25 protein-coding genes and 2 pseudogenes are annotated in these 23,109 nt (G+C 40.6%); 10 read left to right on the forward strand and 17 right to left on the reverse strand.

Going from position 1 to position 23,109, the window contains the following annotated elements:
• Positions 1-974: 974 nt before the first annotated feature.
• Entirely contained in the window at positions 975-1,199 is a 225-nt protein-coding gene (locus tag FTT84_RS18250; protein ID WP_180081275.1) for an ATP-binding cassette domain-containing protein, read from the reverse strand.
• A gap of 44 nt (positions 1,200-1,243) precedes the next feature.
• Positions 1,244-1,852, reverse strand: a complete 609-nt coding sequence (locus FTT84_RS11840; protein WP_180081273.1) for a TetR/AcrR family transcriptional regulator — start codon at positions 1,850-1,852, stop codon at positions 1,244-1,246.
• A gap of 95 nt (positions 1,853-1,947) precedes the next feature.
• Here FTT84_RS11840 and FTT84_RS11845 point away from each other — a divergent pair, with 95 nt between their 5' ends.
• Positions 1,948-3,153 (forward strand): oxygenase MpaB family protein, encoded by a 1,206-nt coding sequence (locus FTT84_RS11845; RefSeq protein ID WP_180081271.1) that lies wholly within the window; start codon positions 1,948-1,950, stop codon positions 3,151-3,153.
• Positions 3,154-3,214: 61 nt separating this feature from the next.
• Here the strand turns inward: FTT84_RS11845 and FTT84_RS11850 are convergent, their stop codons facing one another.
• The 3 genes from FTT84_RS11850 to def all read right to left on the reverse strand — a co-directional run bounded on the left by FTT84_RS11850 (position 3,215) and on the right by def (position 6,358).
• Complete coding sequence (locus FTT84_RS11850; protein ID WP_180081269.1) at positions 3,215-5,254, reverse strand: TonB-dependent copper receptor; 2,040 nt, start codon at positions 5,252-5,254, stop codon at positions 3,215-3,217.
• A 71-nt stretch (positions 5,255-5,325) separates the two neighbouring features.
• Positions 5,326-5,742, reverse strand: coding sequence for a DUF2946 family protein (locus tag FTT84_RS11855; protein WP_180081267.1), 417 nt, complete (start codon positions 5,740-5,742; stop codon positions 5,326-5,328).
• An 85-nt stretch (positions 5,743-5,827) separates the two neighbouring features.
• Positions 5,828-6,358 carry a peptide deformylase gene (def, locus tag FTT84_RS11860; protein ID WP_067762718.1) on the reverse strand — a complete coding sequence of 177 codons (531 nt, stop codon included), beginning with the start codon at positions 6,356-6,358 and terminating at the stop codon, positions 5,828-5,830.
• Between the two features lie 119 nt (positions 6,359-6,477).
• Between def and FTT84_RS11865 the strand changes: the two genes are divergently transcribed.
• The 3 genes from FTT84_RS11865 (at position 6,478) to FTT84_RS11875 (ending at position 9,496) form a co-directional block, all read left to right on the forward strand.
• On the forward strand, positions 6,478-7,632 hold the full coding sequence (locus FTT84_RS11865) for a LysM peptidoglycan-binding domain-containing protein (RefSeq protein ID WP_180081265.1): 1,155 nt from the start codon (positions 6,478-6,480) through the stop codon (positions 7,630-7,632).
• 94 nt (positions 7,633-7,726) lie between these two features.
• Complete coding sequence (gene dprA, locus FTT84_RS11870; protein WP_180081263.1) at positions 7,727-8,896, forward strand: DNA-processing protein DprA; 1,170 nt, start codon at positions 7,727-7,729, stop codon at positions 8,894-8,896.
• A 30-nt stretch (positions 8,897-8,926) separates the two neighbouring features.
• A complete protein-coding gene (locus tag FTT84_RS11875) occupies positions 8,927-9,496 on the forward strand; it encodes an L-threonylcarbamoyladenylate synthase (protein WP_180058309.1) in 570 nt (189 codons plus the stop codon).
• 429 nt (positions 9,497-9,925) lie between these two features.
• Here FTT84_RS11875 and FTT84_RS11880 read toward each other — a convergent pair whose 3' ends face one another.
• Complete coding sequence (locus tag FTT84_RS11880) at positions 9,926-10,816, reverse strand: DMT family transporter (RefSeq protein WP_180058308.1); 891 nt, start codon at positions 10,814-10,816, stop codon at positions 9,926-9,928.
• 124 nt (positions 10,817-10,940) lie between these two features.
• Here FTT84_RS11880 and FTT84_RS11885 point away from each other — a divergent pair, with 124 nt between their 5' ends.
• Positions 10,941-11,687 (forward strand): AraC family transcriptional regulator, encoded by a 747-nt coding sequence (locus FTT84_RS11885; protein ID WP_067762722.1) that lies wholly within the window; start codon positions 10,941-10,943, stop codon positions 11,685-11,687.
• A 22-nt stretch (positions 11,688-11,709) separates the two neighbouring features.
• Here the strand turns inward: FTT84_RS11885 and FTT84_RS18255 are convergent, their stop codons facing one another.
• Together FTT84_RS18255 and FTT84_RS18260 are read right to left on the reverse strand one after the other, a co-directional pair.
• Positions 11,710-12,195: a DMT family transporter gene (locus FTT84_RS18255; protein WP_373685020.1), complete on the reverse strand. Its 486-nt coding sequence runs from the start codon at positions 12,193-12,195 to the stop codon at positions 11,710-11,712.
• Positions 12,192-12,614: pseudogene (locus FTT84_RS18260) on the reverse strand (DMT family transporter). Before FTT84_RS18260 ends, FTT84_RS18255 begins: the two are co-directional and overlap by 4 nt.
• Before the next feature lie 245 nt (positions 12,615-12,859).
• On the opposite strand from FTT84_RS18260, the gene FTT84_RS11895 reads away from it, so the two are divergent.
• The 4 genes and pseudogenes from FTT84_RS11895 to FTT84_RS11910 all read left to right on the forward strand — a co-directional run bounded on the left by FTT84_RS11895 (position 12,860) and on the right by FTT84_RS11910 (position 15,913).
• Positions 12,860-13,405, forward strand: a complete 546-nt coding sequence (locus FTT84_RS11895; RefSeq protein WP_180058306.1) for a glutathione peroxidase — start codon at positions 12,860-12,862, stop codon at positions 13,403-13,405.
• Positions 13,406-13,630: 225 nt separating this feature from the next.
• The gene (locus tag FTT84_RS11900; protein ID WP_180081261.1) at positions 13,631-13,984 is read left to right on the forward strand and encodes an RcnB family protein; all 354 of its coding nucleotides are present in this window, start codon (positions 13,631-13,633) and stop codon (positions 13,982-13,984) included.
• A gap of 156 nt (positions 13,985-14,140) precedes the next feature.
• Entirely contained in the window at positions 14,141-14,761 is a 621-nt protein-coding gene (locus FTT84_RS11905; protein WP_180081259.1) for a hypothetical protein, read from the forward strand.
• A 137-nt stretch (positions 14,762-14,898) separates the two neighbouring features.
• Positions 14,899-15,913 (forward strand): annotated as a pseudogene (locus FTT84_RS11910) (pirin family protein).
• Positions 15,914-15,923: 10 nt separating this feature from the next.
• Here FTT84_RS11910 and FTT84_RS18090 read toward each other — a convergent pair.
• Positions 15,924-16,214: a hypothetical protein gene (locus tag FTT84_RS18090; RefSeq protein WP_257232826.1), complete on the reverse strand. Its 291-nt coding sequence runs from the start codon at positions 16,212-16,214 to the stop codon at positions 15,924-15,926.
• Positions 16,215-16,498: 284 nt separating this feature from the next.
• Between FTT84_RS18090 and FTT84_RS11920 the strand changes: the two genes are divergently transcribed.
• Positions 16,499-16,939: an AAA family ATPase gene (locus FTT84_RS11920; protein ID WP_180081257.1), complete on the forward strand. Its 441-nt coding sequence runs from the start codon at positions 16,499-16,501 to the stop codon at positions 16,937-16,939.
• A 1-nt stretch (position 16,940) separates the two neighbouring features.
• Here FTT84_RS11920 and FTT84_RS11925 read toward each other — a convergent pair whose 3' ends face one another.
• From FTT84_RS11925 to atpE, 8 genes are all read right to left on the reverse strand, one after another.
• A complete protein-coding gene (locus FTT84_RS11925; RefSeq protein ID WP_180058301.1) occupies positions 16,941-17,246 on the reverse strand; it encodes a hypothetical protein in 306 nt (101 codons plus the stop codon).
• Positions 17,247-17,392: 146 nt separating this feature from the next.
• Entirely contained in the window at positions 17,393-17,812 is a 420-nt protein-coding gene (locus tag FTT84_RS11930; protein ID WP_067762730.1) for a F0F1 ATP synthase subunit epsilon, read from the reverse strand.
• Positions 17,813-17,838: 26 nt separating this feature from the next.
• Positions 17,839-19,233 (reverse strand): F0F1 ATP synthase subunit beta, encoded by a 1,395-nt coding sequence (gene atpD, locus FTT84_RS11935; protein WP_067762731.1) that lies wholly within the window; start codon positions 19,231-19,233, stop codon positions 17,839-17,841.
• A gap of 26 nt (positions 19,234-19,259) precedes the next feature.
• The gene (atpG, locus tag FTT84_RS11940) at positions 19,260-20,129 is read right to left on the reverse strand and encodes a F0F1 ATP synthase subunit gamma (protein WP_067762732.1); all 870 of its coding nucleotides are present in this window, start codon (positions 20,127-20,129) and stop codon (positions 19,260-19,262) included.
• Between the two features lie 86 nt (positions 20,130-20,215).
• On the reverse strand, positions 20,216-21,760 hold the full coding sequence (gene atpA, locus FTT84_RS11945) for a F0F1 ATP synthase subunit alpha (RefSeq protein ID WP_067762733.1): 1,545 nt from the start codon (positions 21,758-21,760) through the stop codon (positions 20,216-20,218).
• A 45-nt stretch (positions 21,761-21,805) separates the two neighbouring features.
• Positions 21,806-22,342, reverse strand: a complete 537-nt coding sequence (locus tag FTT84_RS11950) for a F0F1 ATP synthase subunit delta (RefSeq protein ID WP_180058298.1) — start codon at positions 22,340-22,342, stop codon at positions 21,806-21,808.
• A 12-nt stretch (positions 22,343-22,354) separates the two neighbouring features.
• Complete coding sequence (locus FTT84_RS11955; RefSeq protein ID WP_067762735.1) at positions 22,355-22,825, reverse strand: F0F1 ATP synthase subunit B; 471 nt, start codon at positions 22,823-22,825, stop codon at positions 22,355-22,357.
• A gap of 38 nt (positions 22,826-22,863) precedes the next feature.
• Positions 22,864-23,109, reverse strand: a complete 246-nt coding sequence (gene atpE / locus FTT84_RS11960; protein ID WP_016654735.1) for a F0F1 ATP synthase subunit C — start codon at positions 23,107-23,109, stop codon at positions 22,864-22,866.

The raw sequence follows: 23,109 nt of genomic DNA on the forward strand, positions 1-23,109 counted from the left end.
ATTAATTTCTCAAATAAACTTCGAGTAATTTCTACCATCAATCAATGAAAATAATTTCGACTGATCAACTAGTAAAAATCCACACAAGTTGTTCTTCATAATCTCTTAATGATCTTCTTGCTGATTCGTCACCAGCAAGCTAGGTCGGCTATATTACGCTTTATTTCTAAAGTGTCAACTAGTAATTCAAATTATTTTAAACTTTCTTTCTAAAACCCAACTTAATCAATCTTAACTAAGTCACTGTTTTATCAGAAGTTTTAATCTTCATCACCGCCGATGGATGTGCATTCTACAGCATTTCTTACCCAACGCAACACCTTTTCACATTTATTTTTTAAAATATGCAACGTTTGTTTATTTATTCTGCAAAATGGGCTTTTTTTACTAAAAAACGTGTTTTTTAGTAAAAAATGAGCGCATAAAAAATTAATCCAAACCAGATAGAAGCCATAATTACGGGGAGGACACCGTATATTTCTATAGGTTTACGATAGATCCATCGAATAAAAGTAATATAAATCGTGATCAAGGGAATAATCATACCTACACTACTTTTCACACTATTGCTTTGAGTTATCCAGAAAATTGAAGGTAATAAGTAAGTAGCGCAATAAATAGCAATACAATGTATTCCGCTCGATTCAATTGATTCATTCGCACACTTTGAGCAATCCAAAATTTTTAGTCATGCTCAAAATGATGCTTTAAATCCATTTTAATTACCCCAAGCTGCAATAAGTAAAAATTTTTTAGTGGTCCCAAAAGACATCTGGGCAAATGGTATATCTAAATATTCTTCTAATTTAAACCACGAGATAAATTTGCAATAAGCATCCGCGCTAAGCTTTCGAATGCTACAAATCAAATTTAGAAACTCCGCTCCCTGAATAAAATCATACACGGGACTTTTATCAGGTACATATGCCACTAATTTTTTATATTCATCATTACTGGCGCTCTGTTCTTGTTCATTAATGTAGATCCTGCCCCTGATCACTCTCCAATAAACCGGCAATCATAGGTAATAATGTAGATTTTCCTATTCTGTTTTCACCTGTAATAGCTAAGACACCGACTTCACACCAAGTCAGATTTAAATTATGAAAAATCGAATGGCCAGCATAACTTTTTTTATATTTTCTAAATGCTGAACAACCATTTAAACACTCTTTTTTTATTTTATTGAGTAATTGAATTTATTGTTAAGCTTTATCTATGTGGTTCAGCAAGATTTTTCATTTTAGTTCACTTCATCTTTAAACTCTAAATAAGCCAAAATCATATTGGACAACTCTCTCTTAAGCTGTTGTTCAGTAATTAAAAAGTCGTTATTACTCACATAGCGCATCATGGTAAATAAAGTACTATTAATGATCACAAATGAGCGATTTTTCAGTGTTTCAAAGCTCCAATGTTGGTAGTAACGGTTAAATAAATACATGCCAACTTCAAAAAAATGTTTTTCCAAAACCTGAGAGGCATCTGAACGACTGTATTGATGCCAGTGTTTTAAAATCTCGATAAAGAAACCTCGATCAGCTTTCAACATATCAAAACCAAATTGAATACTCAGTGGAATAACTTCGTATATGGTCTGTTGCTCTTGCTCTACAATGGTTTGCTTTAAGGCCAACCCCAATTGTTCTGATTTACGTAATAAGAGTTCTTCGACGATTTGCTCTTTATTTTCAAAGTATTGATAAATCGAACCTACACTTACACCAGATTTATCGGCAATTTTTGGTGTCGTCAATTCTAGCAAGCCATATTCTGCGATACACCACTGCGCCGCCTCCAAAATACTTTCTACAATGAGACGTGCACGCTGCTGCTGGGGTCTTTTTCTCATGCGTTACATCCAATAATCATTTTAATTATACGAATTGAATGCGAATAAATATTCATATTAGTGTTGAATTAAACAACAACATTGAAGTATTAACAATGTCTACATTCTTTCATTCCAGACTTGCGCCGTTTAGCTCTACCCAGCAAAGTAACATTCTGAGCTTTGCCCTTACACATTTAACCAAGGGCTCGACTCAACCCAGTTATGCAGAATACCTGTCTCTAAACAAAGCACTGCAAACCGGTGACACTGAAATGGAAAAAATCATCACATGGATGATGAAAAATCCGAAGCTGCATCGTGAATATTTTGAAACTGCCCTATTTAAAGGGATCGATCAACTCCCCCACACCATTCCCGAACTGGAAGTATTTTTTCAGCATATCCAACAGATTCCCAATTGGTTGGAACACACTAAAATTGAACATGCTTTGCAGTTTACTCACCGCTTAGGTATTAATAATGGGTTTATTTTAAGGGATTTATCCTTAATGGCTGGTTATCTCTATCCAGGTTTTAACCAACCATTAATGATGACTGGGGCTTTAAATAAACAAGCCGGCACACGTTTGGCTGAAACGACTAAATGGTGGATTGATATTACGGAACCGAATGGCTTAAATCGTTTTAATGCTGGGTTTACTTCGACTATCTATGTGAGGTTTATTCACGCTTTGGTTCGTCATCAACTACAAAAGGGCAAAAGTTGGGACAATACAACGTGGGGCACGCCAATTAATCAATTCGATCTTGCCATGACCAACCTTGCTTTCAGCAGTGTCGTGTTGCTAGGCATCCGCGCTTTAGGGATTTTTCCATCAAAGCAGGAATCTGAAGATTTTCTACATTTTTGGCGCTACGTTGGTTGGCTGATGGGAATCGATGAAAAGTGGTTAATTGAAAAAGAATCTGAAGGTTGGAAACTTTTATATTGGATGCAATTTGTCCATCCGAAATCAGATGCAAGTAGCGCAGCGCTCGGGGCGAGTTTATCCAAAGAACCTTTTGAACGGCAGTATAAATATTTACGCCCGATTCAACAAAAACTTGCGTATCGACAGCATTTAGAACTAACACAGTTTTTTATTGGCAAGAAACGTATGCACAAACTCGGACTTCAACCTCAGTCCGCTGCTTGGTTTGCATACTACCTTTTAGTGCGTAATCTCGTGCTGTATACAGGGGCAAAACATGTGCCGAGTTTAAAGCAAAAGTTACAAGAAAAAGGACGTGAAATACAAAAATTAGGCTTGGCGCTGTATCAATCTAAAGCCAAGCAATTGGCCAGCATGCATCAATAAAAAAAAGCAGAGTCTAGACTCTGCTTTTCATTTCGCAATCTATTGGGACATGATGCAAAGTTTAGAATTTCATGGAAATACGTGCCCAATAATTACGGCCAATATTATTGAACTGTTGATCTGTTGCAAGTCCAGTACCTGCATCACCCAACTTATTCAGATGTTCGGTATAAGCTTTATCTAATACGTTGTCCACACCAACAGATAAATCCACACCATCATGAATATGATATGTTCCATTTAATGACAAGGTTCCAAAACCGCCACTCTTTTTCACATCATAGCCGACGATATTACCCTGATCTTTACTGATGCGGTTTTGACCATCAACTACTCGCCAAAATGCGCCTAGAGTATATTTATCTTGGATATAGCGTACATTTACACGTGCTTCTAAAGGCGAAATTTGTGGTAACGGTTTACTATCCGTTGTGTTTTTACCCCAAGCATACATTGCACTGACATCCGCCTGAATGGCATCACTAAATTGATACCCGACACCCGCTTCAGCGCCTGCAATAGTAGCATCGACATTACGGGCATGGGCATTGAGCATGCCGTGCATGCCTTTATAAGTCATTAAGACATAATCATTGATGAAACCAACATAAGCAGATGCCCATGAATTCAATGCACTATGCTGATGTTGATAGCCAATATCAAGCTGTAAGGTTTTTTCAATATCGATATTTTGAAAGGTATTTTCATGACCATTGCCCGATTTTGGACTAAACAATTCCCAATAGTCCGGCATACGTTCGACATAACCTAGACCCATATAGGTTTTGCCATCGTCATGTTCAGGATGGACATTTTCAAAACGGAAAAATGCACTCGGTAATACGTCATGACGGCTTTGATGACTTTGCACCGCATCCACATCGACTTGATCGAGGCGTACGCCTGTAACTAGGGCATTACGATTACCCAAATCATAATTTAGTTCAGCGAAAGCACCCACCGACTGAAATTCCATATCAGTCTCACGTAGCTGATCTTTATAGCTGTTATGCATGCCTTTACGAATGCTGTGTTCATTATTTTGTGTATCAATACCCGTAATGAGCTCAATTTGATCCCATGCATTGGTCATGGCAACACGTGCATTTAAAGTCTTACGTGCCACATTGGTCGCCATCGGCATGGCCATCATCGCGCTCGGCGTAAATTCACGCAGACTAAAGTTATCCATCACATGGTCATTAAAATTGTAATTGACCTGCGCCTCGACTTTTTTAATCACATCGCTGAGATTTTTCTTTTCAAAACGTAAGCCTAAACTTTCACGAGCAAACTTAGATCCATCCATGGCACGACCCGCATACACGGCTTCACCATCGGCTTTACCACCAGTCAGCTCGATCCAAGTCTCTTCATTTGGTGTCCACCCCAAAGCGACATCGGTATTCCAACGCATCCAGTCAGAAGGCATAGTTGTGCCATCCCCATCTTGATAGCTGTTGGAGGTAGAGCGATTGGCATTCAGTCGAATATATTTCTGTTCATCCCCTGCTGCGAGTTCCGCATTGGTATCTAAACGACCATAAGAGCCGACTAAAGCAGTGACTTGTCCACGCGTGTGTTTCTCTGCATCAAACTGTTCAGGGCGACGTTCAAAAATCACCGTTGCTGCTGAACCGGTATTGGCATATTGCACCGTTTGTGGCCCTTTAATCACTGAAATCCGATCATAGCTTTCAGGTGAAATGTACGAAGTCGGTGCATCCATTCGACTTGGGCACGCGCCAAGATTTTCAGTGCCATCCGTTAAAATTTTAATACGAGAACCAAACATTCCACGAAAAGTTGGATCGCCATTGGTCCCACCATTTTTAATGGCGCTGAATCCCACGATACTTTTTAAATAATCTGCACCATCTGAGGCAGGAATCGGTTGAATTGGCTGTTTTGGATTGGCACGGACAATTAAACCATTGGCATCATTACCTTGATGTGCTGTAACCACGATAGGTGCGAGTGTTTGAACAGCAGTTTGTTCGGCCATATCTGATGGCATCTCTGCTGCAAAAGTCATATTGGAATAACATGCGACACAAATTGCAGCCGCAAGTGGCTGTAGAAAGAATTTAGGCTGAGCCATTTTTTATCTCACTGAATACATAAATATAGGCGTACTGGAGCCAGTTAAGACCCAAGTAAAAATCGTCGGATTTATGCAGCCAGTGGCGGGGCTCGACCTTGTGGGATTAAAAAAAGTTGCTGAAGGACAAACCAAACGTGTTTGAAGGCTTTTTGAAAAGCAATCAAACGCACTTGAATACGATCTAAGATTTCCTGTACATCAAGTTCTGGTGGCAATACCAAATTACCGTAAACCGTACAGTACTGACATTGATGGCTTGCATCATGTTCGTGTGAATGATCGAATTGAGTTTGAGCAACTAATACATGGTCATGGTGACCATGAGCGCTATGTTCAGAATGAACATTTGGAAGTAAAAGTGCACGCGTGATGGTTTCACAGACCGGAGCAATTTGATATTGCTTCGGCAACAAGGGCTGTAAAAATACAGCAATCTGTAAAAACACTGCTACAAAGGACAGTAGCAGACCACTACGCAACCACACAGGCAAACCCTAAAATTTGTCTGCCCCAAGTATAACAAAGCCCAATCGAAATTGGGCTGAGAATCCAGTTTTTCAGCGAATACAATTAACGCTTCACTGCAACCTTCTCTTTTTCGCGCTGGCGAACTAATTTTTCTACTTTGTCTCGCGCACGCTGACGCTTTAATGGCGATAAATAATCTACGAACAATTTACCATTTAAGTGATCCATTTCATGTTGAATACAAACAGCGAGAAGTCCGTCCGCTTCAACCTCAAATGATTGACCTTCAAGGTTAATTGCCTGAATTTTTACGCGTGACGGACGCTCAACTTTATCGTATATTTGTGGAACAGATAGGCAGCCTTCTTCATAGGGCTGAGTCTCTTGCGTCAATGGCGTAATTTTGGGGTTAATAAATACCATGGGTTGATCTTTATTTTCAGATAAATCCATGACAATCAGCTGAATATGGTGATCTACCTGTGTTGCTGCCAGGCCAATGCCCGGTGCTTCATACATAGTTTCAAACATGTCGGCAGCTAACTGGCGAATTTCGTCAGTAACTTCTTCGACTGGTTTTGCAATGGTACGAAGACGGGGATCAGGGAAACTTAAAATAGGTAATAAGGCCATACGACGTCCTCACTTATGCCATTGATCAAAAAACAAAATGAAGGAATGCTTCATCAAAAAATTGTGTGTAATATCGTTATTATAACGCAACTACATACATAATTTTAGGAATTATGATAATGAAAAAGGTTTTGAAGGGCATGCCAACTTTTAGTGCCTTGGGGTTTAAAAAGCAATTATTGGCGCTTACCGTGTGTGTAAGTGTGGGGATGGGTATGATCAGTGTTGCTGAAGCTGCCCCTGCCCGCAACGTCAATCCACCTTCTTTAAAAGCCGGCGCACCACAGGTCTATGTGGTGAAAAAAGGCGATACGCTTTGGGATATCTCAAAACGCTTTTTAAAAAATCCAGTTCGCTGGCCTGAAATCTGGGCAAGTAATAAACACGTTAAAAATCCTCATTGGATTTTCCCAGGCGACCGCCTATTAATGTGTACTTACAATGGTCGACCGATCATTGGTAAAGATGAAGGTGATGGCTGTGAAGGAATCATTCGTCGCTATACAGGCGGCACCAAACTTCAGCCTCAAGTTCGTGTTGAATCATTAAACAGTGCCATTCCTGTTATCCCATTAGAATATATCAAGCAATGGCTTGAGCGCAGCATGATCGTTGCTCCTGAGTCTATTGAAGGCACACCATATATTCTGGGTACTGCCGATCAACGTGTATTGGCTGCCAAAGGTCAAACTGTATATGCACGCGGTCAAGGCATGCAAGTTGGTCAACGCTACGCCGTTTATCGCGAAGGCGAACCGTACATTTTCACTGATGCTAATGGTAAAAAATACAATGCTGGTTTAGAGCTCACTCAAGTGGCTTCTGGTGTTGCTGTTCGCGGTGAGAATGACATTACCACATTAGAATTGACTGACACTTACAATGCTGAGGTTCGTCGTGGTGACCGTGTCCTTCCTGAATACGACCCAATGCTGCCAACATTGTTCTACCCAACCAATGCAGATAATGTGACTGCTGGTGGTAGCATTGTTCGCGTTATGGGCTCTATTGGAACTGCTGCAATTCACAGTGTAGTAACCATTGACCGTGGTAGTTTACAAGGCGTTCAATCTGGTCATGTATTTAGCGTGAATCAAAAAGGCGAAATCGTCACAGATCCGAAGACCAAAGAACGTGTTCAACTTCCGGGGCAACGTATCGGCAACATTATGGTCTTCAAAACATTTGATAACCTCAGTTACGCATACGTGCTAGAAAGTGAATTACCAATTAAAGTTGGTGCGAGCATTCAGCCACCACTGATGGACGACTAATCCTAAACATGGATCATCAATGAGGCTGACATACAGCCTCATTTCATTTTTAAAAAATAAAAAACATAAAAAGAAGACGGCAAAAGGTCTCTATATGCTTCATGCACTCACTCCTCTGCAACTCGATTACATTCGCCTGTGGTTTCTTGTACAGCACTCGCTCACGAGTTTTTATAAGATTCAGCAGCATTTTCCTTCCCTGCAACATGCCCTAGATCCAAAACAATATGAAACTTGGCAAATGCTGGGGATTCATAAAAATCACTTACAACGCTTTCGTGATTTTCAACAAGATGCGAGTCAACAACAATTCGAAAAATGCCTTATTCAGATTCAAAAAGATTGTGACTTTGTGATAGCTCAATGCGATCCCGCCTATCCACAGCAACTACAGCATTATCCGGACAAGCCACCACTATTATTCGGTCAAGGTAATATTCAAGCCCTGATTCACCCCCAAGTAGCAATTGTTGGCAGTCGCAAACCAAGCCCGCATGGACGTCAAGTTGCCTATGACTTTGCCTACTATTTAAGTGAACAAGGCTTTTATATTTGTAGTGGTTTAGCCCAAGGAATTGATGAAGCCGCACATCGTGCTGCACTACAACACCAACGTACTCTTGCGGTTATGGGCACAGGGTTAGAACAGACTTATCCAAGTTCTAATCAAACACTTCGACAAGACATTCTGAAGCAGAACGGTACCATCATCACTGAATTTTTACCCTTTACTCCTCCCCTACAGCACCATTTTCCTCGTCGCAACCGTATTGTCAGTGGCTTAAGTTTGGGTGTGATTGTTGCTGAAGCAACCTTAAAAAGTGGTTCACTCATTACCGCCAAATTAGCTGCAGAACAAGGTAAAACTATATTTGCCATTCCAGGCCATATATACAGTGAACATCATCAAGGCTGCCATCAACTGATTCGTGATGGTGCAATTTTAATTGATCATCCTCAACAAGTGATTGAAGAATTAGCGCTTGCAACGCAATGGCAAGCCGAAGCTGCAAACAACACCTTTGAAAAGAATAATATTGATCAAGCAATTTCATCCTCAACACAACACATTCCCGATGACTTAATTTCGGTATATTTACAATTAGACTGGGTCGGTCAAGATCTAGATCAATTGTCTATTCATTTGAATATGGATGCTGCAACGCTAACAGGAAAGCTGATGGAATTAGAGCTTTTAGGACATGCGATTCAACAGTCTGGACATTACCTACGTTGTCGGATGGGCAAATTAGGTTCACAATAGCCCTTTGTTAAACAAATGAAGGGCCGAGAAATGATTACCACCTCTGTTGCCGAAGCAGCTTCCTGTCTCAAAAAAGGTCAGGTACTGGCATATCCTACAGAGGCTGTTTGGGGCCTAGGCTGTGATCCCTATAATGAGCAAGCCTTTCACCAAATCTTAAAGTTAAAACAGCGCCCAATTGAAAAAGGTGTCATTTTACTGGCAGCAAATGTGGCACAAATTGAACATTTACTCCAAGGCTTAAGCCCAGAAATGCGCGAAAAAGTAATTGCCTCATGGAGTAATCGTAAACCCACTGAACGTGCAACCACTTGGTTGTTACCTGCAGGTGAACATATCCCAAGCTGGATCAAAGGCAACCATCCTAAAGTAGCCGTTCGCGTTACCACCCACTCTTTATGTGTCGCTTTATGCCAAGCATTTAATGGTTTTATTGTTTCGACCAGTGCCAACCCTGCAGGATTAAATCCGGCACGCTCTTTACAAGAAGCCAGTCAATATTTTGCCAATGAACTAGAGTATTTAAATGGTGATTTAGGCTTAAGCCAAGAGCCAAGTCAAATTATTGATGCTGAAACTGGAGAAATCATCCGCGCTTAATTGCGGGTGATCAATGAACGTAATCATTAAATTTTAGACAAAAAAAAGCTCAGCCATATAGGGACGGCTGAGCATAAAAAAGGATGTGCATTAATCACATCCAGAGGGTCTTTAAAACTCTGGGTGAACAATCAAGTAATTCATCATCTGAACTTGATCATTTACGATGAAGGCATTATGTAATATTTTTTTATATTTAACAAATAGATTTTTTATATAAATCTAACTAATACAAATGCAATTTATTCATGTTTTATAACCATTTAATAAAAATATGTATCTATTTTTGATAAACTTTTAAGACGAGCATTTACTTTTTTAATTCAAAAATGCGCTAAAAACTACACTTTCAAAAGATTTGTTCTATGAAATAACATATCTCGTTTGTTGTTTTTTTAAGCAATATTTCTGATTAATTTTTTTCAAAAATTACCCTTTCACTTTGCGCTGCGCCAATATTACCCCACCAATTGCCATGACGGTTCCAATACTGTGGTAAAACATCCACTGTTCACCCAACCAAAAATATGCAATCAAAGCAGTAAAAACGGGTGTGAGATTCATAAAAATACTGGTTCGATTTGGCCCGAGTTGCTGCACAGCAAGCATCCAAACCAATGGTGCAATTAAAGATGGAAAAATACCCGCATAAAATACACTTGGCGCATTTTTCATATTAATGGCATCAATACCGAGGTAGAGCAAAAAAGGTAGGTGGTAAAGCAAAGCAAAAAAAATCTGCACATAAAGGCTCAGTAACAACGGAATTTGTAACTGCCATTTCTTCAGAAACACCCCATAAAAGGCATAAAAGAACACGGCAAAAATCATCATGATGTCGCCAAGATGCCCACCCATTTGCAGTAAATTTGAAAAATCGCCCTGAGCAACCACAAACAGCAACCCAGTAAATGAGATCAAACAGCCAATTAATGCGTAAGGGCTCGGAATATCCTTGAGCAACATAAAAGAAACAGCAATAGTAAAGACAGGAATAAAAGCATTAATAATCCCCATATTCGTTGCCGTCGTATAATGTGCTGCGGTATAGCCCAACCCTTGATAAAGCACCATACCAAATGCACTGAGTACGGCCAGTTGCTTCCAGTATCGCTGAATTAATTCGCGTTGTTGCCACACTGTTTTTAGCATGAAAGGGGTTAAAATAATAAACGCCACGAACCAGCGATAAAAACTAATACTGACTGGTGAAATATAATCCGTCACATAGCGTGTTACAGTAATATTCAACGACCAGATAAAAACAGCAACCAAAGGTAAAAGAATGGCAAATTTCGTCCATCGTGGCTGAACTTGCATACGCCCTCCTTTGAGCCTTGAATGCATACAAATGTCATCTGGTTATTGTGCTGAATGTCGGTTTTAATTGAAATACATCATTTCAGACATTTATACCGTAGTTTAGACACAGCAACAGGGACGTATGCACAATTTTATCGAGCAGGATATTGAGTTATTCGAAGCACACTACATACAAAGTGACACGGTCTATCCTCATTGCTGCCTGTGGGGAGATTTTAATTTTTGCTTAAATGGTGTGTTTGAATATGAAATTGCGGGACAACATCATCTCTCGCCTGCAAGCTATGGTCTTTGGATTCCACCACAAACCGAGCATTGTTCTTTTGCCATTGATGATCAACCGATCCGATATGTTGCGATTCGTCTAGCCCCACATTTATGTCAAAAATTTCCAAAGCAAACAGAGGTTTTTAGCATTCAACCTTTCTTCCGTTTGTTGGTGGAAGAAACGCTATCACTATCTGCACAACCCGATGAAATAGAACGTTATCGCCATTTACTACAAGTGTTGTTGGATCAATTACTTCATGCACCAAAGCATCAGCATTACTTGCCACAAAGCCATCATGTGGTGCTAAAACCCATTTTAGAATTTTTAGCACGATCCGAACATTTTGTATTGAGCTTACAACAATGCCTTTCCCAATTTTCGCTAAGTGAGCGTCAATTACTACGTCTAAGCCAAACTGAACTCAATATGAGTTTAGCCGAGTGGCGCAACCGCGCAAAAATTGTATACGCCATTCAAAAACTCAGAATGGGTGTCTCTATTAAGGCATTAAGCATTGAGCTCGGTTATCAACATAGCTCAAGTTTTATTACTTTTTTTAAACGCTATACCGGAAAAACACCACACCAACATCGCTAGGCAGATTCAAAAAAAGACATTTTCAAACTTTACGCTGTGCCAAAATTACGCCAAATATCGCCATCAAAGTGCCAATGGTATGATAAGGCATCCACTGCTCGCCCAAATAAAAATAAGCCACAATAGCGGTCAATACTGGTGCCAAATTGGTAAACATACTTGATCGGTTCGGCCCCAATGTTTGCATTGCTTTCATCCACATAAATGGTGCAACAATCGAGGGAAGCAATGCGGCATAGAGTACAGGCTGATAATTCTGACCATTGAGAATTTCAAGTCCGAAATACATTAATAATGGGATATGCATCAACAAGGCCAGCAACGTTTGCATAAAAAGACTTGCAGCAAGCGTAATAGGCAATTTCCAATAACGTAGTAATACCCCGTACAACGCATAGGCAATGACCGCAAAAATCATAAGCCCATCACCAAAATGAAAGCCGCCGTGCAATACAGTAAGCAATGAACCTTGACCAATGAGATAGAACAAACCAGAAATTGAAATCAAACTCCAATCACTGCATAACGGTTTGGTTTCTCTGCCAGTACCAGCCAACTCACCAAAATGGTAAAGATCGGAATAAATGCATTAATAATGCTCATATTGGTTGCGGTGGTACTGTGTCCAGCCCAATAAGACAGACATTGATAGACCAACATAGCCAATGAACCCAACACAGCCTACTGCCAAACGTGATGTCGTATTTGAATACGCTGACGATAGAGTGCCGAATACACAAATCGCAGCATCACAATAAGTGCAATCAACATTCGCCAAAAACTAATACTGACAGGCTCAATGACCGATGCTGCATATTTGGTTACCACCATATTAATGGCCCAAATCAGCACTGGAATCATAGGAAAACTATAAATCCACAATGGCATGGCGCTTGAATTTGAATCAGGTGAACTGGCTTTAAACATACGGCACAGAATCGATTTAATTGCGACTATAGTAATCAAAAATTCAATTCATATTGTGCTGATTTTCTCCTTTAATTTTCAAAGTTTTGAATAAATAAATCGGCCAATGAAATAGGTATTCCTTCTGCAACAAAAGCACTAAACACTACAAAAAATATGCGAAAAGCTAGATGATAAAGACTTGCCGTGACGATGTTTTCCCTTTAAAACAGGATGGGACATAACGACATCTATTAGGAATTATTATGACGGCTTCTGTATATAACATCCCCGTTAAAACGATCTCTGGTGAAGAGACCACATTAAATCAATATGAAGGTAAAGTTTTACTGTTAGTGAACGTTGCATCTAAATGCGGCCTTACCCCACAGTATGAAGGTCTAGAAAAACTGTACAGCACTAGCAAAGCACAAGGTTTAGAAATTTTAGGTTTCCCAGCAAATAATTTCTTAGCGCAAGAACCCGGTTCGGATGCAGAAATTCAAGAATTTTGCTCACTGAATTATAAAGTCGACTTCCCGCTTTTCTCAAAAATTTCTGTTGCTGGCGACGACAAACATCCTTTATATCAAACATTAATTCAAGCAATTCCTGAGCGTATTGGTGAAGGCCCATGGTGGAAAGACTTAGTCGATTATGGTTTAACACCTAATCCAAAACCTGAAGTCCTTTGGAACTTTGAAAAATTCTTGGTGAATAAAAAAGGTGAAGTAGTGGCACGCTTTGCACCAGACATTACTGCAGAAGACCCTCGTTTACTTGACGCGATTCAAGCAGAACTTGAAAAGTAAAATGAATATTCAATAATTTGTAACATCAATGTAAATATCTACAGCGCTGTAGATATTTACATTTTTTTATTAAAATCAAAAATCTAATAAATTTTACCCATTTCGAAACTTCTTCACAGTTTGCTCATTATTTTTATATTTGAACAACATTCCTTTCACTATTTATCAATCACTTAGTCCTATGATGAAGTCATAGACAAACCGCTATAACAATTAGGTGAATAAATGAATACTCTCGTGAAAGCTATTGTTTTATCTCTTTCCACTGCATTGGTTGCTGCACCGGTTATGGCTGCGCCACAAGATCATCAACCAAAGAAAACGCAAGTTCAGCAACATAAAGCTCCAACGCATCAGCATAAGCAACAAGCTGATAAAAAAGTGTTCAAACCATCGAAAGATTGGAAAATTGGCCACAAAGTTCCAAGCCAATACCAAACTTCGAGCTACAAGTTTAACCAAACTCAAAGCAAACATTTAAGTAAAGCCGGTAAAAATCAGCATTGGATTAAAGTGAATGGTGATTACATTCTGATTAATGATAAAAGCCACAGCATCATCAAAATTGTGCGTGGTTAAGATTTTATATCTCGGTGAAGGAGGAGGGCTCAATGCCCTCTTTTTTTTAATATCTGTAAGAGTCAATTTTTTTGTTATTGCTTTGCAACATTCTATTTTTAATCCACATTTAGCCCCTATATTCAATTCATAAAGACTGAATTTAGTGATAATCGAATGAAAAAACTTGTACAGAATGCCCTTGTTCCGTTTGCCATTTTTACAGGTGTTTTGGTTTTAATTGGCTGCGAGCCTGCAACTACACCTGAAAATAATCAGCTGGATGCGAATAGCTCTGAACAAAGCATTTCTGCGACAGATACGCAAAATGCTCCAAGCAATACAACTCAAAGTTCGACTCAACTGAAAAGCGGCAATATGTTTTATATCGTAAGAGATGTGGCTGATATGCAGCTCAAAGCTGGAAGTTATGTTGAGCAGCTCAAGCAGACACAAGCAGATCTTGAATCGGCGGTAAATACTCAAGATCATATCCAACTGCAAAAAGCCGCTGATCAGTTACAGCAACAGTTGAAAGGCTTCAATAGTGCCTTAAACGAGCTAAATTTAAAAAGTACTGAAATTGAGTCAATTCGTACAAACCTACAAACTGCCAATCAACAAGTTTTAGCTTCGCCGTTTTTAAATGGTCAGGTTGATTTGAGCAAAGTTGACTTTCAAAAAATTAAAAATCAAATGGGCAACATTCAATCTGAGATGATTAAACTCGCAGGGATGTTGATTCAAGATAAATCAACCAGCAATGATAATGCAGCTGAAATGGATCAAAATACCTAATATCCATTTTTATGCTCTGAACGACGAAGAAAATACACCCACGCCATTGGGTGCTTTTTCTTACAGTTGCATTATAGAACAAGAGATACAATGGCTTTAAATTGATCATAAATAAAAATGATTGAGATGGAGTTTGTATGTCTAGCCCGGTGATTTATAACATTACACCAATTACTTTTCGTTTAGATCTAAAAAGATCCTTTCTTATTTACTGCACATCATATTGATCACTTTCCTGCTGGCAATAGCGTGATGGGGCCTCAAACCGCCGCAACGCAAGATGAATTCAATATGTATTATGGCGATGTGGTGCCCGGTTTTCCTGAACATCCACATACCGGTTTTGAAACCATTACTTTGGTTGAACAAGGCTATGTAGATCATTTTGATTCATTAGGTAACGGGGGACGCTATGCCACAGGTGATGTCCAATGGCTCTCAACAGGCAATGGCGTAGAACACTGTGAAATGTTTCCACTATTACATGAAGATAAGCCCAATCCTTTTGAGTTATTTCAAATTTGGTTTAACTCCTCTGCAGAACAGAAAACACATGATGCCGACTATAAAATGTTTTGGCGTGAAGAAATTCCACATGTATTTGAAACAGATGCTGACGGAAATAAATCAGATATCCGTGTCATTTCAGGAAAATTTAAAGAGACGGATGCCATCGCACGGCCACCACACTCTTGGGCCGCAGCACCTGAAAATAAAGTTAATATCTATTTAATAACACTGCAGCCTGGCGCCGAACTATCTATGCCTGCAACAACAGCAACGTCTAATCGCTTCGCTTACTTTTATCAAGGCAATACCTTAGATATCGAAGGCCAAACCGTTCAATTTAAACATCTTGTTGAACTACAATCAGATGCTATTGTGCATTTAAAAGCGGGGAATTTAGAAGCACGTATCTTATGGCTTGAAGGTGAACCGATTAATGAACCAGTTGCCATGCGTGGTCCTTTTGTTCTAAATACTCAGCAAGAACTGGATGATGCCTTCCGACGCTATCGTGCAACCCATTTCGGCAACTGGCCGTGGGATACACCTGCGCCCGTGTTTAAACGTGAACAAGCACGTTTCGCCAGTTACGAGGGCGGAAAACGCACCGAATATCCAGAACAAAATAATACCGCAGCCACTTAATATCTATGCATTAAGTGAGCTTGAGCCAATTCATAGCTATTGTAATTTTATCCTGCCCAAGCGCGCGTTGAATATCTTGTTTAAAACGTGTTTGGGCAAAGTGGTATGTTTCAGGTAAAAATAAGGTTATACGCGTTTGTTTAGGCGTTAAACTTTCAACCAACATTTTATGCAAATAGGCACCATTTTTTGTACGGGCCATCAATGTCCCCCGCTCTAAATGTTCCTCTAAGCGATTATCGGTATAAACATAATGATTTTGCGCCGTGAAAGCCACACAATGGTTATAGGCTTGACGCAAATTTCGGAAAGCTTGTAGATAAGGAATATTAGTTCAATGCTCATCCCATTATTCACCGATAACGCCACCAAGGCCGTTTCAGTCGGCATATTCGGCCTGCTCACATATTGGTTCTGACAAGCAGTTAAAAAATTGAATAAAGATATTCACCATAAAATATTTAAATTTTTCAATTCGTAGAACTTTTCTCTTCTTACTCTCAACCTCTGCAGAATTGTAGCAAACTAACCAACATGCTTTAATGTGGATGATCTTTTCAACAGCATCATGATGACTAAAAAATTATGCAACTCATCATATTTACTGGCGTACAAGCCTCAGGAAAATCCAGTTATTACTTGCTAAATTTATATCACAGCCATTTACGCATTAACTTAGATATGCTTAAAACTAGACACCGTGAAAATATGATCTTTGAAGCAGCTCTAGCTTCAAAAACAAAAATGGTGATTGATAATACCAACCCAGATCGAATGTCCCGTGCACGTTATATTCAACGTGCACTTGATGCTGGCTTTGAAGTACATTCTTATTATTTTGAAACTGACTTAAGCAGTAGTTTAGAAAGAAATCGTCATCGTGTGGGTAAAGCTAATATTCCAGAAGTGGGTGTGCGTGCGACCTACAAAAAACTGGAAATTCCAAAGTTAGACGAAGGGTTCGATGCGATATTCAAAGTCAAAATCATCGGTAATGGCGAATTTTCAATCGAGCAATCCAGCTGATTTATGCAGTATTTTGGCTATCTTGCCATATTTTAAAAGCGGCTTGCATCGCTTGTCTTTCATAGGGCTTTACCAGTCGACTTTCCAATGAGGAAAAGTCACCTTTATAAGCTGCTGCGACCATTGACTTGGCTAACTCTTGAATACTGACACGACCCCGATGTTCATATTGTTGTACTTCTTCATGGGTGAGTTCAACATCCCAACACGACACCACAGAACTCATGTCGACCGCAATACTTAAATAATATTGATCAAAATCTTGATAAAGTTCCCAAAAGTGTGGCTCAAAAGCAATGAGATTCATGGCAGGCAGCGAGATAAAAGAATGGAATTAATGTACGCCTCTTTTTGCATATTTTCTATACAACTTTAGATTTATCTGTTTATTTACCATAATTTAGGCAGAAAAAAACCACCCTTTCGGGTGGTTCTTCAATCTCGAACTGCGTCTTATTGAGCGCGGTTTTTGATTTTGCGGATGGTTTCCAACTGAGCAGCAGTTTCTGCAAGAGCAGCAAGCGCAGCAGCAGAGTCCAAATCGCTCTTTTGATTTGCAAGCAATTGTTCAGCATGTTTACGTGCTTCAATAATTGCAGCTTCATCTAAGTTTTCGGCACGGACTGCAGTATCTGCAAGAACCGTAACGACGTGCGGTTGAACCTCTAGAACACCACCAGATACATAGATTAACTCTTCTGTACCATTTTCAAGCAGAACGCGAATTGCGCCCGGCTTGAGTAAAGTTACCAACGGAGCATGTCCAGGCATAATACCTAACTCACCGCCAGCACCTTTAGCAATTAGCATAGTTACAGTGCCAGAGTACAAAGACTCTTTAACACTTACAACGTCACATTGCATAGTCGCCATGAGAATCTCCTAAATTAGGGAACTAATTAAAGTTTCTCAGCTTTAGCAATCACTTCGTCAATACCACCAACCATGTAGAACGCTTGTTCTGGGATGTGGTCGTATTCACCAGCTAGAAGACCTTTAAAGCCACGAATTGTTTCTTTAAGCGGTACAAGTTTACCAGGAGCACCAGTAAACACTTCAGCTACGTGGAACGGTTGAGAGAAGAAACGTTGGATCTTACGTGCACGGTATACAGTAAGTTTGTCTTCTTCTGCCAATTCGTCCATACCAAGAATTGCGATAATGTCTTTCAATTCTTTGTAACGTTGAAGAACGTTTTGAACTGAACGAGCGATTTCGTAATGCTCAGCACCCACTACTAGTGGATCTAACTGACGTGAAGTTGAGTCAAGTGGATCGATCGCTGGGTAAATACCAGAAGATGCGATGTCACGGCTCAATACTACAGTAGCATCTAAGTGAGCGAATGTAGTTGCAGGCGATGGATCTGTTAAGTCATCGGCAGGTACGTATACCGCTTGGATTGACGTAATAGAACCAGACTTAGTCGATGTAATACGTTCTTGTAGAACACCCATCTCTTCTGCAAGAGTTGGCTGGTAACCTACAGCTGAAGGCATACGACCTAAAAGTGCTGATACTTCAGTACCCGCAAGTGTATAACGGTAGATGTTATCCACGAACAATAGAACGTCACGGCCTTTACCGTTTTCGTCTTTCTCGTCACGGAAGTACTCAGCCATAGTCAAACCAGTCAACGCTACGCGTAAACGGTTACCCGGTGGCTCGTTCATCTGACCGTAAACCATCGCTACTTTGTCAAGTACGTTAGAGTCTTTCATCTCGTGATAGAAGTCATTACCTTCACGAGTACGCTCACCAACACCAGCAAACACAGATAAACCTGAGTGAGCTTTAGCGATGTTGTTGATCAACTCCATCATGTTTACAGTTTTACCAACACCGGCACCACCGAACAGACCAACTTTACCACCTTTAGCGAATGGGCAAAGTAAGTCAATGACTTTAATACCAGTTTCTAAAAGGTCGGTAGAAGCAGCTTGTTCAGCATAAGAAGGCGCTTGACGGTGAATTGGTAAACGCGCTTCTGTAGCAACATCACCAGCTTCATCGATAGGGCGACCAAGAACGTCCATGATACGGCCAAGAGTCGCTGTACCTACAGGTACAGAGATCGGAGCGCCAGTATTTGTTACGTTCAAACCACGTTTAAGACCTTCAGTAGATCCCATCGCAATTGTACGAACTACGCCATCACCAAGTTGTTGCTGAACTTCTAATGTAGTTTCAGTACCGTCAACGTGGAGAGCGTCATAGATCTTAGGAACGCTGTTGCGTTCAAACTCGACGTCGATAACCGCGCCGATGATCTGAATGATACGACCGCTACTCATTGCTGTCTCCTCAATTCAAAATAATGTTAAACGGCAGCGGCACCACCAACGATCTCAGAAATTTCCTGAGTAATCGCGGCTTGACGCAGCTTGTTATAAATAAGTTGTAGGTTCTTGATCAATTCACCAGCGTTATCAGTTGCAGCTTTCATTGCAACCATACGAGCAGACTGCTCACACGCGATGTTTTCGATCACGCCTTGATACACCACAGACTCAATGTAACGAACCAACAAACCATTTAATAGCTCTTCAGCTTCTGGCTCATAGATATAGTCCCAACCGTATTGACGATTTAGACCCTTGTCTTCTTCAGCCGCAGCTAAAGGTACAAGTTGTTCGATTTTTTGATTTTGAGTCATGGCATTGACAAAGCCGTTTGACACTAGATAAATACGATCTAACTCGCCTTTATCATAAGCATCCAACATAACTTGTACAGAACCAGCTAACTGTTCAAGACTCGGCGCATCACCAACCTGAGTTGTTGCACCAAGCACTTTACCGCCGTAGTTTTTAAAAAACGAAACCGCTTTTTGACCAATTAAAGCAAATTGAACTTCAATTGACTGCTCTTGTTGCTGCTGAACGTGTTTTACCACTTTCTTGAACAAGTTAATGTTCAAACCACCAGCAAGGCCACGATCTGAAGACACGATGATATAGCCAACGCGTTTAACTGGGCGTTCAACCATATAACGGTGTTTGTATTCAGGGTTCGCTTGTACCAAATGAGCAATTACACGGTGCATATTTTCGGCATACGGACGGCCTTGAGCCATGCGCTCTTGCGCACGACGCATCTTAGAAGCTGCTACCATCTGCATCGCTCGAGTAATCTTTTGCGTGCTTTTGATACTAGCTACTTTGGCGCGAATTTCTTTTAAATTTGCCATACGCTTAACCTAGTATTCAAAGGCCCTTTCGAGCCCTCGAAGGTTGATCCGTGAACCAAACCAACACTAATTAGCAAGTTGCTAAATTAGTAAGTTTGAGTCGCTTTAAAGCTTTCAATACCTGCTTTGATTGCTGCTTCGATTTCTTTATCGTAAGCACCAGTCTCGTCAATTTTTTGCATTAACGCAGCATTTTCTGAACGGAAGTAAGAAATTAACGCAGCATCAAATGCAACGATTTTCTTCACTTCAACGTCAGCCATGTAACCTTCGTTAGATGCATAAATTGAAACAGCTTGGTCAGCAATTGAGTAAGGAGCATATTGTTTTTGCTTCATTAACTCAGTTACACGTTGACCATGTTCAAGCTGCTTACGAGTTGCTTCGTCAAGGTCAGAAGCGAACTGAGCGAATGCAGCTAATTCACGATATTGTGCTAGTGCAGTACGGATACCACCTGACAATTTCTTGATGATCTTAGTTTGCGCTGAACCACCAACACGAGATACAGAGATACCCGCGTTCACAGCAGGACGGATACCTGCGTTGAATAATGATGTTTCAAGGAAGATCTGACCATCAGTAATCGAAATTACGTTCGTTGGTACGAATGCAGATACGTCACCCGCTTGAGTTTCAATAATCGGCAATGCAGTTAATGAACCAGTTTGGCCTTTAACTTCACCGTTAGTGAATTTCTCAACGTAATCAGCAGATACACGAGAAGCACGTTCAAGTAGACGTGAATGTAGATAGAACACGTCACCTGGGTAAGCTTCACGACCTGGTGGACGGCGTAAAAGCAATGAAATTTGACGGTAAGCAACAGCTTGTTTAGACAAGTCATCATAAATGATAAGCGCGTCTTCACCGCGGTCACGGAAGTATTCGCCCATTGTACAGCCAGAGTATGGAGCCAAGTACAACATTGCTGCTGGATCGGCTGCAGCTGCTGCTACAACAGTTGTATACGCCATAGCGCCAGTTTCTTCTAGCTTACGTACTACGTTAGCGATAGTCGATTGTTTTTGACCGATTGCTACGTATACACATTTAATGCCAGAGTTTTTCTGAGCGATAATCGCGTCGATCGCCATTGCTGTTTTACCAGTTTGACGGTCACCAATGATCAACTCACGTTGACCACGGCCTACTGGGATCATTGTATCTACTGATTTATAACCAGTTTGTACAGGTTGATCCACTGATTGACGCCAAATTACGCCTGGTGCTACTTTTTCAACAGCATCAGTTAATTTTGCATCGATCGGGCCTTTACCATCAATTGGGTTACCCAAAGCATCTACTACACGGCCTAAAAGTTCTGGACCAACCGGAACTTCTAATACACGACCTGTGCAACGAGCTTTTTGACCTTCTTGAAGGCTTAAGTAGTTACCTAAAACAACGACGCCCACTGAATCCTGTTCTAGGTTCAGTGCCATACCATAAAGGCCGCCGTCGAATTCGATCATTTCACCGTACATTGCATCAGCAAGACCGTGAATGCGCACAATACCGTCAGATACCATAACAATGGTACCTTCGTTTTTAGCGGTTGCGCTGGTGTCCAGATCGCCGATACGCTGTTTAATGAGCGCACTGATCTCGGATGGATTCAGTTGTTGCATTGCGCTATACCTCAATCTTTTTAAAGTTCAGTCTTCTAAATGCAATTAAGCTAGAAGACGAGTACGCATTTTTTCAAGCTTATTAAGTGCAGAATCATCTATCACTTGGTCGCCTGCACGAATAACTACGCCAGCAATTAGGGCTGGATTAACTTCAACAGTCACGCTTACAGCAGCTTCGAATTTCTTCTCTAATGCATGCGCAAGCAATTGTTCTTGTACTGAAGTTAATGGGAATGCTGATTCAATCACAACATCCACAGTATTGTTATTCTGTGATTTAAGCTGCTCAAATTCTGCTGCAATTTCAGGAAGAAGAACTAAACGATTGTTCTCTGCAAGCAATGTCAAGAAGTTAGACACTGCTGCAGTTTGGTCTTCACCTAAAACTTTAGCGAAAAGAGTCACCTGCTCAGCAGGTGTAAGCTCAGGGCGATTTAGATAAGCTGAAAATGCTTCGTCTTGCACAGCCGCACTAAGCAATTCAAGCACTTGTGACCATGAGTCAGTTGCGCTTTGCTCAGAAGCGAAAGCAAATGCTGCTTTAGCGTAAGGGCGTGCCAACGTCAAGAGTTCAGCCATAATCCGCCTCTCTTAAAGTTTAGCAGCCAGCTGAGTCAGCATGGCATTGTGAGCTTCTGCATCAACTTGTTGGCTAAGAATTTTCTCAGCACCAGTTACTGCAAGAGCAGCCACTTGTTGACGCAATTCTTCGCGAGCAGCATTGATTTCAGTATCAACAGCTTCTTTCGCTTGTTGACGAATACGCTCACCTTCAGCCGCAGCTTGAGTACGAGCTTCTTCTACCAATTGCGCACCGCGACGGTTCGCTTGTTCGATCAATTGAGCCGCTTGTGCTTTAGCTGCATCTAACTCTGCTTTAACTTGTGCTTGCGCATCAGCTAAGTCAGCTTTAGCTTTTTCAGCAGCATTTAAGCCATCAGCAATTTTACGCTGACGCTCACTAATCGCATTGATTAGTGGTGGCCATACAAACTTCATGCAGAATGCAACGAAAATTGCAAATGCAATAGCTTGGCCAATCAATGTGAGGTTGATATTCATTGCTATTCCTCAATAGTTTAATTTAGGAATTAAGCTGATTAACCTACAAATGGATTAGCGAAGATGAAGAACAAGCCAATACCAACACCGATCATAGGCACAGCATCAAGAAGACCTGCGATTAAGAACATACGAGTTTGAAGTTGTGGAGCCAATTCAGGTTGACGAGCAACAGCTTCAAGGAAACGGCCACCTAGTAGACCAAAACCAATCGCAGTACCTAAAGCACCAAAAGCGATCAAAATAGCAGCTGCAATAGCAACAAGACCAAGACCTAGTTCCAT

The organism is Acinetobacter sp. YH01019 (assembly GCF_013420285.1).
GTDB classification, from domain to species: Bacteria; Pseudomonadota; Gammaproteobacteria; order Pseudomonadales; family Moraxellaceae; genus Acinetobacter; species Acinetobacter gandensis.

Excerpts from the sequence above, each read along its gene's own strand:
- FTT84_RS11850 (WP_180081269.1), bottom strand. The coding sequence starts at position 5,254 with ATGGCTCAGCCTAAATTCTTTCTACAGCCACTTGCGGCTGCAATTTGT.
- FTT84_RS11950 (WP_180058298.1), bottom strand. The coding sequence starts at position 22,342 with ATGGCTGAACTCTTGACGTTGGCACGCCCTTACGCTAAAGCAGCATTT.
- FTT84_RS11840 (WP_180081273.1), bottom strand. The coding sequence starts at position 1,852 with ATGAGAAAAAGACCCCAGCAGCAGCGTGCACGTCTCATTGTAGAAAGT.
- def (WP_067762718.1), bottom strand. The coding sequence starts at position 6,358 with ATGGCCTTATTACCTATTTTAAGTTTCCCTGATCCCCGTCTTCGTACC.
- FTT84_RS11930 (WP_067762730.1), bottom strand. The coding sequence starts at position 17,812 with ATGGCGACTATGCAATGTGACGTTGTAAGTGTTAAAGAGTCTTTGTAC.
- FTT84_RS11875 (WP_180058309.1), top strand. The coding sequence starts at position 8,927 with ATGATTACCACCTCTGTTGCCGAAGCAGCTTCCTGTCTCAAAAAAGGT.
- atpD (WP_067762731.1), bottom strand. The coding sequence starts at position 19,233 with ATGAGTAGCGGTCGTATCATTCAGATCATCGGCGCGGTTATCGACGTC.
- FTT84_RS11920 (WP_180081257.1), top strand. The coding sequence starts at position 16,499 with ATGCAACTCATCATATTTACTGGCGTACAAGCCTCAGGAAAATCCAGT.
- dprA (WP_180081263.1), top strand. The coding sequence starts at position 7,727 with ATGCTTCATGCACTCACTCCTCTGCAACTCGATTACATTCGCCTGTGG.
- FTT84_RS11955 (WP_067762735.1), bottom strand. The coding sequence starts at position 22,825 with ATGAATATCAACCTCACATTGATTGGCCAAGCTATTGCATTTGCAATT.
- FTT84_RS11845 (WP_180081271.1), top strand. The coding sequence starts at position 1,948 with ATGTCTACATTCTTTCATTCCAGACTTGCGCCGTTTAGCTCTACCCAG.
- FTT84_RS11900 (WP_180081261.1), top strand. The coding sequence starts at position 13,631 with ATGAATACTCTCGTGAAAGCTATTGTTTTATCTCTTTCCACTGCATTG.
- FTT84_RS11905 (WP_180081259.1), top strand. The coding sequence starts at position 14,141 with ATGAAAAAACTTGTACAGAATGCCCTTGTTCCGTTTGCCATTTTTACA.
- atpA (WP_067762733.1), bottom strand. The coding sequence starts at position 21,760 with ATGCAACAACTGAATCCATCCGAGATCAGTGCGCTCATTAAACAGCGT.
- atpG (WP_067762732.1), bottom strand. The coding sequence starts at position 20,129 with ATGGCAAATTTAAAAGAAATTCGCGCCAAAGTAGCTAGTATCAAAAGC.
- FTT84_RS11925 (WP_180058301.1), bottom strand. The coding sequence starts at position 17,246 with ATGAATCTCATTGCTTTTGAGCCACACTTTTGGGAACTTTATCAAGAT.
- FTT84_RS11865 (WP_180081265.1), top strand. The coding sequence starts at position 6,478 with ATGAAAAAGGTTTTGAAGGGCATGCCAACTTTTAGTGCCTTGGGGTTT.
- FTT84_RS11895 (WP_180058306.1), top strand. The coding sequence starts at position 12,860 with ATGACGGCTTCTGTATATAACATCCCCGTTAAAACGATCTCTGGTGAA.
- FTT84_RS11880 (WP_180058308.1), bottom strand. The coding sequence starts at position 10,816 with ATGCAAGTTCAGCCACGATGGACGAAATTTGCCATTCTTTTACCTTTG.
- FTT84_RS11885 (WP_067762722.1), top strand. The coding sequence starts at position 10,941 with ATGCACAATTTTATCGAGCAGGATATTGAGTTATTCGAAGCACACTAC.
- atpE (WP_016654735.1), bottom strand. The coding sequence starts at position 23,109 with ATGGAACTAGGTCTTGGTCTTGTTGCTATTGCAGCTGCTATTTTGATC.